The organism is Tateyamaria sp. LSS28, from assembly GCF_059611725.1.
Genome location: NZ_JCAPFI010000001.1, coordinates 508885 through 524167, shown reverse-complemented (window position 1 = coordinate 524167; position 15283 = coordinate 508885). Strand labels below are relative to the sequence as shown.

Annotated in this window: 14 protein-coding genes; 13 read left to right on the top strand and 1 reads right to left on the bottom strand. The window is 59.1% G+C overall.

Annotated features, from left to right (window positions below; genetic code table 11):
• Positions 1-66: 66 nt before the first annotated feature.
• The 8 genes from AC53L6_RS02730 to AC53L6_RS02695 all read left to right on the top strand — a co-directional run bounded on the left by AC53L6_RS02730 (position 67) and on the right by AC53L6_RS02695 (position 10678).
• Positions 67-561 (top strand): TRAP transporter small permease, encoded by a 495-nt coding sequence (locus AC53L6_RS02730; protein WP_299211628.1) that lies wholly within the window; start codon positions 67-69, stop codon positions 559-561.
• Entirely contained in the window at positions 558-1868 is a 1311-nt protein-coding gene (locus tag AC53L6_RS02725; RefSeq protein ID WP_496906713.1) for a TRAP transporter large permease, read from the top strand. Before AC53L6_RS02730 ends, AC53L6_RS02725 begins: the two co-directional genes overlap by 4 nt.
• Positions 1869-1935: 67 nt before the next feature.
• Positions 1936-2679: an SDR family NAD(P)-dependent oxidoreductase gene (locus tag AC53L6_RS02720; RefSeq protein ID WP_496906712.1), complete on the top strand. Its 744-nt coding sequence runs from the start codon at positions 1936-1938 to the stop codon at positions 2677-2679.
• Positions 2676-2996, top strand: coding sequence for a cupin domain-containing protein (locus tag AC53L6_RS02715; protein WP_299701178.1), 321 nt, complete (start codon positions 2676-2678; stop codon positions 2994-2996). Before AC53L6_RS02720 ends, AC53L6_RS02715 begins: the two co-directional genes overlap by 4 nt.
• A 277-nt stretch (positions 2997-3273) precedes the next feature.
• The gene (locus AC53L6_RS02710; RefSeq protein WP_496906711.1) at positions 3274-6303 is read left to right on the top strand and encodes a hypothetical protein; all 3030 of its coding nucleotides are present in this window, start codon (positions 3274-3276) and stop codon (positions 6301-6303) included.
• A gap of 146 nt (positions 6304-6449) precedes the next feature.
• Positions 6450-8477: a CTQ-dependent glycine oxidase GoxA gene (goxA, locus tag AC53L6_RS02705; RefSeq protein ID WP_496906710.1), complete on the top strand. Its 2028-nt coding sequence runs from the start codon at positions 6450-6452 to the stop codon at positions 8475-8477.
• On the top strand, positions 8474-9568 hold the full coding sequence (gene goxB, locus AC53L6_RS02700; protein WP_496906709.1) for a glycine oxidase maturase GoxB: 1095 nt from the start codon (positions 8474-8476) through the stop codon (positions 9566-9568). Before goxA ends, goxB begins: the two co-directional genes overlap by 4 nt.
• 75 nt (positions 9569-9643) lie before the next feature.
• Complete coding sequence (locus AC53L6_RS02695) at positions 9644-10678, top strand: zinc-binding dehydrogenase (protein WP_299770831.1); 1035 nt, start codon at positions 9644-9646, stop codon at positions 10676-10678.
• A gap of 4 nt (positions 10679-10682) precedes the next feature.
• Here AC53L6_RS02695 and AC53L6_RS02690 read toward each other — a convergent pair whose 3' ends face one another.
• Positions 10683-11519 (bottom strand): nitroreductase family protein, encoded by an 837-nt coding sequence (locus AC53L6_RS02690; protein ID WP_496906708.1) that lies wholly within the window; start codon positions 11517-11519, stop codon positions 10683-10685.
• Positions 11520-11648: 129 nt separating this feature from the next.
• Between AC53L6_RS02690 and AC53L6_RS02685 the strand changes: the two genes are divergently transcribed.
• The 5 genes from AC53L6_RS02685 to AC53L6_RS02665 are packed head-to-tail and all read left to right on the top strand — an operon-like array spanning position 11649 to position 15279.
• Entirely contained in the window at positions 11649-12362 is a 714-nt protein-coding gene (locus tag AC53L6_RS02685; RefSeq protein ID WP_299600206.1) for a succinate dehydrogenase/fumarate reductase iron-sulfur subunit, read from the top strand.
• A complete protein-coding gene (locus AC53L6_RS02680; RefSeq protein ID WP_496906707.1) occupies positions 12362-12694 on the top strand; it encodes a succinate dehydrogenase in 333 nt (110 codons plus the stop codon). The genes AC53L6_RS02685 and AC53L6_RS02680 overlap by 1 nt, the downstream gene beginning before the upstream one ends.
• Positions 12691-13041 (top strand): succinate dehydrogenase/fumarate reductase transmembrane subunit, encoded by a 351-nt coding sequence (locus AC53L6_RS02675; protein ID WP_496906706.1) that lies wholly within the window; start codon positions 12691-12693, stop codon positions 13039-13041. The genes AC53L6_RS02680 and AC53L6_RS02675 overlap by 4 nt, the downstream gene beginning before the upstream one ends.
• Before the next feature lies 1 nt (position 13042).
• A complete protein-coding gene (locus tag AC53L6_RS02670; RefSeq protein ID WP_496906705.1) occupies positions 13043-14800 on the top strand; it encodes an L-aspartate oxidase in 1758 nt (585 codons plus the stop codon).
• The gene (locus AC53L6_RS02665; RefSeq protein WP_496906704.1) at positions 14797-15279 is read left to right on the top strand and encodes a hypothetical protein; all 483 of its coding nucleotides are present in this window, start codon (positions 14797-14799) and stop codon (positions 15277-15279) included. The genes AC53L6_RS02670 and AC53L6_RS02665 overlap by 4 nt, the downstream gene beginning before the upstream one ends.
• The last annotated feature ends 4 nt before the right edge of the window (positions 15280-15283 follow it).

Genomic DNA, 15283 nt, shown 5'->3' with positions numbered 1-15283 from the left:
CCTTTCGGGGGTGCCGTCCGTCGGCTCTTTGACCCGGTTTCGGGACACTCCCGCATAGGACAGAACATGGTTGGACGACTTCTAGACCGATTTTGCATCGGTCTTCGTATCTTGCTCGGCGTGCTGATGGGCGTTCTGGCCATCCCGGTCGCGATGCAGGTGATCTCTCGGTACACCGGCCTGATCCCTACGTATCTGTGGACCGAGGAACTGGCGACATTCATCTTCATATGGATCGTCATGATCGGATCAATGGTGGCTGTCTGGGATGGCACACACTTCGATGTGCGTGTGATCCCGGATGCACAGCGCCCCGTGCTGCGTCTGATCCAGAACGGCATTGTTCATCTGGCGATCCTCATATTCGGGCTGATGTTTGCAATCTACGGGATCGAATACGCCGAGTTTGGCAGCAACCAACGGTCGGTGATGATGCGCGCCAACCTTCTGATCACCCACATTTCCTTGCCAGTTGTCGGCGTGATTTGGTCCATTTTTGCCAGCTACCGACTTGTGCAGGAATTCCTGGCATTCCGCCAACCCGCCGGAGCGACCCAATGATCCTCGACACTGCCACGGCGAGCCTCATGCTCATTGCGGGCTTCCTCATCCTCATCCTGATCCGAATTCCTGTGGCCTTTGCGCTTGGCCTATCCACGGTGCCAGTTGTCCTGATCGAATTGCGCCTGACGCCGTTCATCGTGCTGGACCGGATGTTCCAGTCCTACAACTCGTTCATCCTTCTGGCCGTGCCGTTTTTCCTGCTTGCGGCAAATCTGATGAACAGTGGCAAAGTCACGGATCGGTTGATCGAACTGGCCCGCGTGCTCACGGGCTGGCTGCCCGGCGGGCTTGGGCATGTGAATGTCGCCGTTTCCATGTTGTTTGCCGGTATCTCCGGTTCATCCACTGCGGATGCTGCCGGGATTGGCAAGATCCTGATCCCCGCCATGCAGAAGGAAGGGTATGACACCCGCTTTGCCGTCGCGATCACCGCCTGTTCGTCCGTGATGGGGGTGATCATTCCGCCGTCCATCCTGATGATCGTCTGGGGCGGGGTGATGCAGGTTTCGGTCGGGGCGCTGTTTCTGGGGGGCGCCATACCTGGGGTGATGATTGGACTGGCGCTGATGGCGACGGTCTATGGCTTTGCAAAGGTACGCGGTTATCCCGTGACGGCGCGACCGGACTGGCGTGAATTCCTCGCAGCCTGGAAAGGGGCCGCTCTTGCGCTGCTGACGCCGATCTTCGTGATTGGCGGCATCGTGGGTGGCATCGTTACGCCAACAGAAAGCGCCATCATCGCAGCAGGCTATGCCCTGATCCTGGGCATGTTCGTCTACCGAACGGTAAAACCACGCGATCTTGGCTTCATCCTGTACGACACCGCGCGGTTCGCTGCGATTTCCCTGTTCGCCATCGGCACTGCAACGGCCTTTGGCTGGCTCTTGTCGTTTTACAACGCGCCGCGCCTGATCGTCGGTATCCTGACCGCGTGGGACTTCGGCCCGTTCGGCACCGCGTTGGTCATCGCTGCACTGTTCCTGATCTTCGGGCTGTTCATCGATGCGATCCCGACCATCATCATCCTAGGCACAGTTCTGATGCCGGTGGCGCAGGCGGGCGGGGTCGACCCCATCGCGTTCGCGATCATCGGGATCGTGTCGCTGGCGTTCGGATTGGTGACGCCGCCCTACGGGTTATGCTTGCTGATTTCATCAGCTATCGGCGGCCTCAACGTGGTGCAGGTGCTGCGCGAAGTGGCGATCATATTGGCCCCGATGCTGGCGATCCTGATCCTCCTCGCGGCGGTTCCCGACATCATATTGTGGCTTCCCAGAACCCTCATGCCCGGGGCATTCCCCTGATCCCGAGAACCTCAATCATCCCGAACCCCCGGGCCGCATAGCGCCCGCCCTGACAGGAGAGAGCTTTATGAAACTTGCAGGCAAAACCGCCATCGTGACCGGAGGTGGCCGCGACATTGGACGTGCCGTTGCCGTGAAACTGGCCTCCGAAGGGGCCAATGTCGCCATCAACTATTTCGCCAGCTCAAAGGGCGCAGAGGAGACGGTGGCGCAGGTCGAGGCGGTTGGAGGCAAGGCCATAGCGATCCAAGGTGATCTGAACAAAACAGCGGATGTTGATGCACTGGTGACCAAGACGGTCGAGACCTTCGGTGGCGTAGACATCCTCGTGAACAATGCCGGGGGCCTGATCGCACGCAAGACCATCGCCGAGATGGACGTGGATCATTGGAATGCTGTCATGTCCCTGAACCTGACAAGCACTTTCCTGATGACAAAGGCCTGCCTTGCTCACATGTCGCAAGGGGCCATTGTCAATCTTGCCAGCCAGGCCGGACGTGACGGGGGTGGGCCAGGTGCGGTGGCCTATGCCACATCCAAGGGGGCCGTCATGACCATGACACGTGGTCTGGCCAAGGAACTGGGCCCGGATATCCGCGTCAACGCGCTTTGCCCCGGTATGATCGACACCGATTTCCACAACATCCACACACCCGACGCAGGCCGCCGCGGGTTCGAAGCGAACGCTCCGCTCAAGCGGCAGGGCCGTGTCGAAGATGCTGCGAACCTGGTGCTGTTCCTCGCCTGTGATGACAGCGCCTTCCTCACCGGAACAAACATCGACATCAACGGCGGCATGCTGTTTTCATGACCGGCACTCCGAACCATCCGGTCGTTCAGACGGGCGAGGGCGTCACACGTCAAGTGCTGGCTGACCACCCCCAGATGATGGTGGTGGCCTTCCGTTTCTCAGCGGAAGGCGCCATCGGCGCGTTGCATGATCATCCCCACGTTCAATCCACCTATGTGGAAAGCGGGCGCTTCGAATTCACGTTGGGGGATAAAAAGCGCGTTGTTGGTCCGGGGGACAGTTTTGTCATTCCATCGGGGCAGACACATGGCTGCGTCTGCCTCGCGCCCGGGACGCTGATCGACAGCTTCACGCCCCGGCGCGACGACTTCCTGTAGGGTTACGCCCCGCACGGGGCGTCGCCCTTTGGCTCAAACGGTGCGGTGGCATCACATCAAACCTGAGCCGTTTGAGCCAAAAGCTCCGACCGATCACACGAGTGACGATGAAATCGTGGGTCGTTGATATGCCCTGTAAGACAGCTGCAGACGACCTTGCTCAAGACCATCAGGCCGGCCACAGAACCCCACTGTAACAATTCTTGACACCAAAACAGTTTGTCAGAACACGTTTTGCGGGAATACTGTTTCGCATAGACAATCTGGGGGATTGCTGATGTTCCGGGCACGTATTTTCGCTTTTGCATTGCTTTTACTGCTGCCGATGGTCGGCGCGACCGCAACATTTGCAGCGGGTGAACCGACCCAATCCCGGCCCGCCGATCTTCCTCTGCCTTCCAGCCTGCCACTCATCGATTACGAGAGGGCGTTGTTCCCCTGGATCGCCAAACGCGAATATGTCGGCCTCGGTTGGAACCGTGACAAAAGCTGGCGAGATACCGGCCCGTTCGTATTCAACATGAGCTTTGGCATCCATCCGGCAGTGCGGATGTACTACTCGCCTGAAATCATGTCCTGGCTGGAAAACGGCCGCGAGGGCGCGATTGCAGATGGCGCAATCGTCATCAAGGAAATGGTGAATCCACCGTCTGCCAAATACAACGAACATCACGCGGCGCTTGTCGAAAAATACAAGGATGACCCCGAAAAAGTCGCCAAGGAAATGGCCGACTATGCCTATGACACCGGCGGGCTGAATTGGACGGTCATGGTCAAGGACAGCCAGCTGTCGCATGGCGGATGGTTCTTTGCCTCGGTCTATTTCGCCGACAAGGACGACATGAAAGCGCGCAAGCCGGTCATCGACAATTTCCAGCCGCCCTACAGCCCACCGCTCGGAGCGGGCGGCGACGGGATGTGCATGCGCTGCCATGCGTCTGCGGCCGAAGAGCTGATCTTTTCCGCACTCGAGAACATCGAAGGATATCCGGGCGAACCGTTAATCTTCCGCGTCGATGAAAGCTGGCGAGACCTGCCAAAACAGCAAAAACCTGCATTCGGTGTGGATCTGGCGACGTTGATCGAAGCCTATTTGAACGATCCCCACGATCCGGCCGCCATGCGCGCCGCACATGTGGCGGCCGCAACCGCGTCTCCCGTCGATCAGAACCCTGAGTTCACCGCCATGTTCCCCGGCACGGGCGGGGTCGATATTACGCGGGCCAACTTGCAGACCCTGCCAAGCGAATGGTTGGACCATGTGCCCGCCCGCCCCAATGACACCCAGCACTTCCTGACCTCCGACAACTGTCTTGGATGCCATGGCGGCCTGGGCGGCGCGCCATCAGGCGTGACCATGTTCATCAAGAACGGCCCGAACTATGGCGATGGCTACAACATCTCGGAATACGGCGAATGGCGTTGGTCCCCCATGGGTCTGGCCGGGCGCGACCCGATTTTCTATGCGCAACTGGAATCAGAGTTTGCGCTGCTGGAACAGGCCGGTGTCGGCGACTTGTCCGGCAACCTGGGCACGACATGCCTGTCCTGTCACGGTGCCATGGGACAGCGCCAGCTTGAGATTGACGCACATGCCAATCCCGATCTCGGGCTGGACGGCAATAACTTCAAACCTGAATACGTCCTGTTGCATGATCCGCTGACGCTGGAAGAGAAAGACCAGCAAATCGCGGACGGCACTTACCCCTATCACGAATATGGAAACCTCGCGCGCGAGGGCATCTCGTGCGCCGTGTGCCACCACATCGCGCCGCCAGAGCGGGCGGATGGACAACCGGATTACAACAAACTCGATACCTATCTGATGAACGGCACAACCGGGGTGTTCCGCATGAACGCGGCGGATGAATTGATCGGCCCGTATTCTGACGTCCGACAAAAGCCGATGCAGAATGCGATGGGCATCACGCCGCTGCACAATGACTACATCAAAGACAGCGAGATGTGTGGCGCCTGCCATACGATCAACCTGCCCAATGTGGATGCCGCAACTGATCAGCCATTGCCCGGGTTCACACCTGCCGAACAAGCTATCCTCAACGACTCTGCAAAGAATGCGGTTGCGTTCCTGAAGGATGAGTTTGGCGTCACCTATCGCGAGCCGCTGGTGCAGTTTCAGCACTCGGTTGAACAGGCGACATTCATCGAATGGCAGAACAGTGAATTCGCCGATGCGGGCACGGCGCAGTCCTGTCAGGACTGCCACATGAAAAGCAACTTCGAGACGCTGGATGGGACGGTGAATATCGAAAGCCTGACCACGCAAATCGCATCAATCCAGGACACCAACCTGCCCGAAGTGCCCAACGCGCTACCGCATGAAGAGATCGATGTGCCGTTTCGCGACACCTACAAACGTCACAATTTTGTCGGTCTCAACGCCTTTATGGTGAAAATGTTGTCGCAATTCGACGAAGAGATGGGATTAGGTCCCAAAGATCCAATGACTTACGCGACAAACGGCGCGCAGCTGTCACTCGACACGATGGCGCTGCAGGCGCGGGATGAAACGGCAGATGTTGCAATCGAAAGCCTGACGGAAAGCAATGGCACGCTCGAAGCCGTGGTTAGCGTCGATAACAAGACCGGTCACCGTCTGCCATCCGGCGTCGGCTTCCGCCGCGCATTTCTCGAAGTTCGAGTGACCGATGGCAGTGGCACGCAGCTTTGGTGTTCCGGTTGCACAAACGGTGCTGGGGTGATCATCGGACCGGACAAGCAACCCCTGAAAACCGAGTTCCTGGATTTTGTGCCCGAAGGCGCGACCGAGGCATTGTATCAGCCACATTACAATCTGATTGATGATGAGACACAGGTCCAAATCTACGAAGAGCTCACGCAGAACGCCAAAAGGGAATTCACGACCAGCTTCGTACATCGGGTCTATCACCCCAAGGACAACCGGTTGCTGCCATGGGGTGCAGCCGAACCCGGCACCGAGGCGTTCGTGAAACGGTTTGGCACGTCAGAGGTCACAGCCGCCTTTATGAAAGCAACAATGCCAGAAGGCCGGGCAGAGCATGATGAGGGCGTGAAAGCGGGAAAAGATGAACTGACCTACAAGATCGCGCTGCCATCCGGTGTCGACGCCAAGGATGTGACCGTCTCGGCCGCACTCTATTCTCAGGCCATTCCGCCCTACTACCTCAAACAGCGCTTTGAAACGGCACCAAATGGTCCGGCAACACAGCGCCTGTACTATTTGGCCAGCCGCCTGAAAACCAAAGGTACATTGATCGAAGATTGGAAGCTGAAGATACAAGGGGACAGTGCTCAACTGCGCTAAAACCCCCATGCGCTTGCGTTTGTAAACGCTTTGCTTGGTCAAATCCGCAATTGCATTTTATCCAGCTGAACCGCACACCTTATGGTTGATTTTTTGAGCCTTTGCGTAGACGCTCGTCTCGAAGGAATTTTTTAAAGAGGTGTATTGTGTCAGATCGTTCAGATTTCAAATCCCGTCGCCAGTTTCTTGGCATGGCGTCAAGCGCAGCATTGATCGCAGGGGCACCTTGGCCTGCGCGGGCGAACATAAATACACAAAATGTCTACGAACTGGCAGCATCCGACGCTGCTATTGCCAAAGTGCGGATTTACCCCGCGCTGGGCATTTGCCGCGTGGGGGGATCACCAAAATGGTTTTATGCGCCCGAAGTGCCGGGTCTGCCACCGCAGCCCGAGGACGGCAATTTCAAGGACGGGCTTGAGAAGGTCAAAAAGCAAGTTCAGCGCTTTCGCGTCTATGCCTTTGACGCAGAGGACAGGATCATTGGCGAAGTCACGGGCGAGGACATCACATGGGGCGTCCATTTGGCCAACACAAAGGCGAATTGGTACGGGTTCAACAATCCGCTCGACAATGGTGATCTGGCCCCCGGCCTGCCTTCGCAAAAGCGCAATCAATACTTTGTCACGAATGCGGACCGCGAAGAGAACCTGATCATTGATGGTGGCGCGCGCGAAATCTCGGGACTTGGCACCAATCAGGCTGGCAACGATCCCACCTACCAATTCGAAGGGACGTTCTGGGGTGGGCAGGCTGACGCAATCTCGGTCGGTTTGGGTCAACTTCGCACGGACGATTCCGGGCGCTTGCTGGTGGTCCCACCAGATGGCGTGTCCAATTCACCCAGCAATGCCGCAATCACAAGCTTTGCAGACAACAACGCGTGGCATGACGATTGGTGCGATGGACCGGTCACCGCGCTGGTGCAAATTGGCGATCAGATGCTTGAGGCTGAACCGTCATGGGTGGCCTGTGTCGGTCCAAACTTCGCGCCGGAAATTCCCCCCATCACCACGCTCTACGACTTGGTCGCCGACCTGAACGTGCAGGAAGGCTGGTCAGACGCGCCAGCGCTTCCGATCTCATTCATGACATACGTCTACCCAACCTTCAGGCGGGTTGCGTTGATGGAGTGGGTGACGCAAGCCGCTAACTTGCGTCAGGGCTGGATGGCGATTGGAGACCTGAGCGACCCTGCATATGTGGCGCAACTTGCTGACCCGTCGCCAGAGAATGCGGCGTTCCGGCAGTCTATCTTCGATCTGTTCCGCAACCCTTACAACCTGACTGACACGTCCTACATCGAAGAGCGACTGAAGATCCCCTATATGCTGGGCGATGGCGTGAATTATGACGGCAGCCCCCTGCAGTGGTTCCAGTTCCCCAAATTGCAATATGACTATCTAGTTGCTTGGGCGGCGGGTGACTTTGTCGACGACTATGACGGACAATCCCCCGAGGATCCGATAGCAGACTACCAAAGCTTCGATGACATCCCGCTCGAATTGCAGCCGGGGGCGCTGACCCAAGCCGCGCTCGAACCCTGTTCCGGAGGGGCGTTCCATCCCGGGGTGGAACTGACCTACTACCTGCGGCTCAAAGAGATGTATGCGCGCAACTACGATGAAACAGCTGAACCATTCCGCATCGCGCATGGGGATCGACCAAGCCTGAACCAGAACCTTGGCCGTTTGTTGACGCCCGAGATTGCATTCGGAGGATTTGAAGATACGCCGCCCGCAATCGGACCACAGATGGCAGGCGACCTGACTCGGTGGATGGGCCTGCCATGGCAATGCGATGCGTTCAGTTGCCAACAGGTGCTGCTGCAGCAGAACTATCCCACCGCCGTGTGGTGGCCAGCCTTGCTGCCCATCGATGTGTTGCCCGAACCCTACTACGCCGCCAGCCTTGATGAGACCCTGACCGAAGCCGAGCGGGACAAGTTCCTTACAAGCCGGGTCAACTGGTCGCGTGGCGTCGCAGGCATCGGGTACCACGCCAATTCCAGCTACTGGGATGGGATCACCAACATGATCACTGTGTGGGAACGGATGGGGTTTGTCGTCAGGATGCCGTCACCCCAAGGTGATGTGTTTGTCGAGATGCAGCACGCCGACAACATGGAAACCCGGTTCGATTGGAACCCGAGCCAGGGGATGTTGCCCAATTGATCCATCAGGTTGCCGTCCTCGGGGGCGGGATCGCGGGGGCCGCGGCTGCGTTGCGTTTGGCGCAGGGCGGCCTACACCCCGTTTGGATCGCGCAGAACCGGCAGGATACCTTCAAACCGGGCGAACACCTCAACGCCGCCGCCATTCCGCTGCTGAAAACACTCGGATCAGACGCGATGCTGCGGTCCGAAGTCCACCGGCATGCCCACAGCACCTATTCGGCCTGGGGCAGCGACATGCTGGTCGAACGCAATGCAATCGTTCATCTCGAAGGCCCACCTATCGTGCTGGATCGCGGCGCGTTCGAGGACGCCCTGACGGCACAGGCGGTCGCTGCGGGTGCCCAACGGATTGAACAGGACGTTGGCAACCTGCGCGTTGCCGACGGGCTTTGGCACCTTGATACCGGCGACAATCAGATCAAGGCGGGTTTCGTGTTCGATGCCACCGGACGGAAGGCAATTGTCGCATCAAAGTTTGCAACCCGGTTTCAAGCCGACAAACTAAGCTGCCAATACGCTTTGTTCACCAGCTCGGCGCTGGAAGACCCACGGCCCGTCACACTGATCGAGGCCGAAGCGCGCGGATGGTGGTACATGTCCGTCTTGGCTGATCAGCGCGTCATTGTGAACTTCTATTCAGACGCGGACTTGCCCGGGTTTGACAACGCGCAGCTCGAGGAAAATGCGCATCGAACCAAGGCCATATCAGCCTATCTCTCGGACTACGGTTATCGGATAAGCGACGATGCCAAGCGGATCACGACAAACAGCAGCTGGATCGCCCCCGCCATCGGCGCTGGATGGGTCGCGATAGGAGACGCGTCCGCAGCGTTTGACCCTCTTTCGTCGCACGGCATGACAACTGCGCTTTGGTCCGCCATACAAGCTGCGGATGCGTTTGTCGCGCAGGATCGGGGCAAGATGCACGCCTACGCCGAAAATGTTGCCAAGGGGGTCGAACAGTATCTGACGGCATTGCATCAGGTCTACAGCACCGAACAACGATGGGTGGATCGCCCATTCTGGGCACGCAGGGCTGGCACATATGCCAAAACAGGCAAGGTGCCGAAGGCTGAGAATACTTTTTGATTTCTTTTGCTTGGCGGGTAAACGGGTCCAAGGGCAGATCATCTGCCACATTCGAAACAGCTTCCGGGTGTCTCCATGCGCGCAGCCGTCGTCCGCACATTCAGCCAAGACTTGTCGATCGAAACGGTGGCCGACCCGGTTTGCCCCGACAACGGCGTCGTTCTCGAGGTCGCGGCCTGTGGCGTTTGCCGATCCGACTATCACGGATGGACCGGTGAACATCCTCGCGTCCAAGACGGATCGATCCTCGGCCACGAATACTGCGGCACGGTGGTCGATGCGGGACCACATGCGAAACACGCGCTGGGCGACCGGTTGATCGCACCTTTCATCCTGTCTTGCGGCGACTGCCCAGCCTGCCACACCGGTGTGTCCAATACCTGCGAAAACCAGGTGGTGCCGGGTTTCGGGGTGCCGGGCGCCTATGCGGAATACGTGGCCGCGCCATTTGACCACAATCTGGTGCACCTGCCCGATACGATGACACCCGCGCTGGCCGCCGGTCTTGGATGCCGGGTGACCACCGCGTGGCATGCACTGACCGATCGGGCCAATGCGCGGGCGGGCGAATGGGTGGCCGTACATGGCACCGGGGGCATTGGCCTTGCCACGCTGCTCTTGGCCAAGATGCTTGGGGCACAGGTGGTTGTTGTGGACGTGGTCGAGGAAAAGCTGACCCATGCCAAGTCCCTTGGCGCGGATGCAGCAGTAAACGCAGCCGACACCGACGCGGCCGCAGCGATCCGTGACATCACCGGCGGCGGCGCCCATGTATCTGTCGAAGCCCTTGGGGTCGAAACGACCACCAACGCGTCGGTGGACTGCCTGCGCACCTTGGGCCGCCACGTGCATGTGGGTATGCCAGCGGGTTCCGGCATGATGCAGGTGAACATGCGGGCGATCTATACCAAGCAGCTGTCCTTCTTCGGCACACGCGGCATGCCCGCCTGGAAGTACCCGTCGCTCCTGTCGATGATCGAGCGGGGCGATGTTGACCTGAGCCCCATGGTGGCGCGCGAGGTTCCCTTGTCCGGTGCCAGCGCCGAATTGCGGGCCATGCATGGCCCGACCCCGCCGGGCACCGCTGTCATCACCAATTTCCAAGCCTAGCGTCCTAGTCGACGCAGAAGCCCTGCCTGCGCAGATACGCGCCAAAACCTGCACGTTCCGGCTGGCTGTATTGGCGCACCTTGTCGTCTGACCAAGTGTAGTGCTCCGCTTCTCCGAACGCTTCGACAAAACGCTGCTTTGCATATGGCTGCGCTTCGGCACGATCTGCGTCATAGGCGTGAACCGCGTCGCGCAGACCATCCTCCTGATACCGATCCACATGGCACGTGACGCTCAACGGCAGTCGCTTTGCGATCTCGGGCGCATCGCTCGGATACCCCAGCGCCAGACCGGCGAAGGGAAACACGTGATCCGGCAGCCCGAGCAACTCAGATACGGCTTGCGCGTCGTTCCGCACGGCGCTGATTGGGCAGCATCCCAAGCCCACCGCTTCAGCCGCTGTAACGAATGCACCAAGGGCGATGGCCGCATCTGCCGTCGCATTGATGACCGCATCCATATGATCGTTGGCAAACGGCACGTCATGCCAGGTGTGCAACAACCGCTGACGCCGGCTGTTTCCGCAAAATACCAACAGCATGGGCGCCTGAGCGACCCATGCTTGGCCGGACACAAGCTTTGCAAGCTGCGTACGCGCTGCGGGCGATTGCAACACAACGATGTCGCGCTGCTGCAGGTCACTTTTGGTGGGCGACGCCAGCGCAATGGCGCAGAGCGTTTGCAACAGGTCGTCCGGAACCGGTGTCGCTTCAAAGGCGCGGCACGACCCGCGGGCCGCCATCGATTGCAGCAGCGGCTCCTCTGGCGTCCCCGTATCGGGCGCGTCCGAATAGCGTTCGGCCAATGCAGTGTTCAGGTCTGGTTCGGAACTTTGTGTCATCCAGCCATCCGGATCGAATAATTGTAAGCTTTTCTAACAAGAAGCTTCAGAAATTATCGCACTCATTAAGCATTTCTGTAAGCTATACTCTGACACGAAACATGCAGCCCGGGAAAGTCCCAGCCAACCATGACAGCACATTCGCTCAAGGTAACCATCGAACGTGGCCCGGACACGTGGGATGTGTTCGACGTGCCCGCATACGAAAGCCAAACCGTTCTCGACGTTGTGTCTTGGGTGCAGCAGAATGCCGACCCAACGCTCAGCTACCGGTTTGCGTGCCGTGTGGGGATGTGCGGCAGTTGCGCGATGATGGTGAACGGCGTGCCCCGGTGGACCTGTCGCACGCACATGTCCAAGGTCCTCAAGGACAACGCGGTGACTATTGGCCCCCTGCGCAATCTGCCGGTGGTCAAGGATTTGGTCGTCGATATGGACCCGTTCTTTGACAAATGGGTCGGGGCCGAAGGGGTGCATCATGGCACCCTGACCCGCGACGACCCAATCGCTCCCGTGGACGAAACCAGCGAAGCACGGGTCGAGGCAAATGCCGGGATCGAATGCATCAATTGTTCGGTTTGCTATGCGGCCTGTGACACCGTTGCGGGCAACCCCGACTACCTTGGCCCGGCTGCGCTGCAACGCGCATGGACCTTGCTCAATGACGCAAAGGACGAAGGGCGCGTGGCCATCCTCGACGCTGTTTCGGGCAGTGGCGGTTGTCATAACTGCCACTCGATGGGCTCCTGCACCACCTACTGCCCAAACGATCTCGACCCGATGTCCGCCATCGCCGGTCTGAAACGCGAAACGGCCAAGTCGTTTTTCCGGAGGGGCCGCTGATGCTGAGCTTGCGCCTCTACATGCTGCAACGGATCACGGCCCTCCTGATGGCTCCGCTGGTGCTCGGCCACCTCGCCGTGATGATCTATGCAATCCAAGGGGGGCTAAGCGCCGCCGAAATCCTGGGTCGAACCCAAGGGTCCATCGCCTGGTTTCTGTTCTACGGCCTGTTCGTTGCCGCCGTGTCGATCCACGGCGCCATTGGCCTGCGCACGGTTGTGCATGAGTGGGGCGGTTTGAAAGGCACAGCGCTCGAGGTATTCATGTGGGTGGTGGGCTTTGCCCTCTTCGCACTGGGGGCACGGGCCGTCTGGGCCGTGACATTCGCATGAGGGCCGCAGGCATAGCATCGCGGGCGCATCCCCTGTGGCTCGCCTATATCCTGCACCGGCTGTCGGGGCTCGGCCTCGCCCTGTTCCTGCCCTTCCACTTCTGGATCCTGTCGCTGGCCCTGACGAACCCCGCGCGGCTGGATGGTTTTCTAGCGCTGACAGACATCGGCGCGGTCAAATTGGCAGAGGTCGGACTGGTCTTTCTGCTGGCCGTCCACATGTTCGGTGGCCTGCGCCTCATGGCGATGGAATGGCTGCCCTGGACACCACCGCAAAAGACGCTCGCGGCAGGTGCGACGGCCCTGTCATTCCTGATCGCCACGCTCTTTTTGATGCAGGCGGTGTGACATGAAACTGAGCGATATCGAACGCCACGACACAGACATCCTGATCCTCGGTACCGGGGGCGCGGGATTGTTCGCAGCACTCCACGCCCAGCAAACTGCACCGGAAGGCACCAAGATCACCATCGCGGTCAAGGGGCTGATCGGCAAATGCGGCTGCACCCGCATGGTGCAGGGCGGCTACAACGTGGCACTTGGCGGCGGCGACACGGTTGAGCGGCACTTCATGGACACGATCCAGGGCGGCAAGTGGCTGCCCAATCAGGACATGGCGTGGCGCCTGTGCGAACAGGCCGTGGTGCGCATCCGCGAGCTGGAGAATGAGGTCGGGTGCTTCTTCGACCGCAACCCGGATGGCTCGCTTCATCAAAAGGCATTCGCGGGCCAGACCGCCGACCGCACCGTGCACAAGGGCGATCTGACGGGGATCGAGATCATCAACCGCCTGATGGAAAAGGTGCTGGCGAGTGGCGTCGAGAAGATGCAAGAACACCGGGCGGTGGGCCTCATTCCAACGAAAGATCGCTCCGCGCTGGCGGGCGTCCTGATGATCGACATGCGCACCGGACGCTTTCGTCTGGTCCGCGCCAAGACTGTGCTGATGGCCACGGGCGGTGGCCCAACCATGTACAAATACCACACCCCCTCGGGGGACAAGACGATGGACGGCCTCGCCATGGCCCTGCGCGCAGGCTTGCAGCTGCGTGACATGGAGATGGTACAGTTCCACCCCACGGGCCTCCTCGCTGGTGACCATACGCGCATGACTGGAACGGTGCTTGAGGAAGGGTTGCGCGGGGCAGGCGGGCAGTTGATCAACCACGCCGGCCAGCGCTTCATGTTCGACTACGACGGCAAGGGCGAGCGTGCCACCCGCGATGTCGTCAGCCGCGGCATCTATGCCGAGATGCGCAAGAACAACAATCCGGATCAGGAAGGCGTGTTCATCTCCATGTCCCACCTTGGCCCGAACTGGGTGGCTCAGAAATTCAAAGGCATGGTCAAACGCTGTGCCGACAGTGGCTTCGATCTGGCCGCAGGCAAGGTCGAGGTCGTGCCGACCGCCCACTATTTCATGGGCGGCGTTGTGGTCGATGTGGATACGCGCACGACGATGGAGGGTCTGTATGTCGCGGGCGAGGATGCAGGCGGCGCGCACGGCTCGAACCGGCTGGGCGGCAACGGGGTCGCCAACTCGACCGTCTATGGCGGCATCGCGGGCGACACGATGGGGCGCGATGTGGCGGGCATGACCCTGCGCGCCCCGGACGAAGACGTGCTGGCGGCCGAATTCGAACGCGCGACCTATCCGCTCACCCGCAAACCCGACTTGATCCTGCCCTTGCGGAAACAACTGCAGGACCTCATGTGGGAAGAGGTCGGCGTTATGCGGACCGAATCGGGGATGAAGCGTGGCTTGGATGGTATTGCCACGGTATCCGATGCGCTCATGGATATAGGCGTGGACGCAAGCAACCTAGCCTTCAACCTCACTTGGCACGACTGGCTGAACCTCCGCTCGCTCTGCGACATCTCCGAAGTGATCACGAAGGCCGGGATCGCCCGCGAAAACTCGCGTGGGGCGCATTACCGCGAGGATTTCCCGGATGACGGGGGGCTAGAGAACAGCGATTTCACAGTCGCGACCCTCGAAAGCGAAGAGGTCAACGTCACCCGCGAACCCGTTCAATTCACAATCGTCCGACCGGGCAAAACGATTTTGCCAGAAGGCGAGCCAGAGACCTTGGTGGCGGCGCAATGAACCAACTAACTGATCAAATTCGAGCTGCTGTCCTAGATGCCGACGGATCTTGCAGAGACGTCAACTTTGTGGGTGTGGAACACGTCTGTATCAACGAAGTCTACAAGTACTTTGACGAGCATTTCAAAACCATCAAAGTGTTTGACCAAGACGGTAACGACGTTGCTTTCGATCAGCTTTCAGAACCTGCCTGTTCCACCTCTAGCGCGTTACTCATTTTACTCCAATCGGGAAGAGCAGTTTTTGGGCAAGCGCAGTGTTACGTCGAATGGATGGATGACGGCAGTGCGGATGTGGAATTCACTTTCTTTCCAGAGGATGTCAGCGATGTAACCGGTGTTCTATCTTTTCTCTATGATCTCAAGAGAGAACTGAGAGCAACTCGGTTTTGGGTCAGATACGAGGATGCTCAATGGACTCCAGAAACGGAACGCGAACTCAGCAGTGTAATCTTCGATTCAGCAGAAACGCTAACTTAGGTCT

Coding starts and splice junctions, on each gene's coding strand:
- AC53L6_RS02730 (WP_299211628.1), top strand. CDS start 67: ATGGTTGGACGACTTCTAGACCGATTTTGCATCGGTCTTCGTATCTTG.
- AC53L6_RS02725 (WP_496906713.1), top strand. CDS start 558: ATGATCCTCGACACTGCCACGGCGAGCCTCATGCTCATTGCGGGCTTC.
- AC53L6_RS02720 (WP_496906712.1), top strand. CDS start 1,936: ATGAAACTTGCAGGCAAAACCGCCATCGTGACCGGAGGTGGCCGCGAC.
- AC53L6_RS02715 (WP_299701178.1), top strand. CDS start 2,676: ATGACCGGCACTCCGAACCATCCGGTCGTTCAGACGGGCGAGGGCGTC.
- AC53L6_RS02710 (WP_496906711.1), top strand. CDS start 3,274: ATGTTCCGGGCACGTATTTTCGCTTTTGCATTGCTTTTACTGCTGCCG.
- AC53L6_RS02695 (WP_299770831.1), top strand. CDS start 9,644: ATGCGCGCAGCCGTCGTCCGCACATTCAGCCAAGACTTGTCGATCGAA.
- AC53L6_RS02690 (WP_496906708.1), bottom strand. CDS start 11,519: ATGACACAAAGTTCCGAACCAGACCTGAACACTGCATTGGCCGAACGC.
- AC53L6_RS02685 (WP_299600206.1), top strand. CDS start 11,649: ATGACAGCACATTCGCTCAAGGTAACCATCGAACGTGGCCCGGACACG.
- AC53L6_RS02680 (WP_496906707.1), top strand. CDS start 12,362: ATGCTGAGCTTGCGCCTCTACATGCTGCAACGGATCACGGCCCTCCTG.
- AC53L6_RS02675 (WP_496906706.1), top strand. CDS start 12,691: ATGAGGGCCGCAGGCATAGCATCGCGGGCGCATCCCCTGTGGCTCGCC.
- AC53L6_RS02670 (WP_496906705.1), top strand. CDS start 13,043: ATGAAACTGAGCGATATCGAACGCCACGACACAGACATCCTGATCCTC.
- AC53L6_RS02665 (WP_496906704.1), top strand. CDS start 14,797: ATGAACCAACTAACTGATCAAATTCGAGCTGCTGTCCTAGATGCCGAC.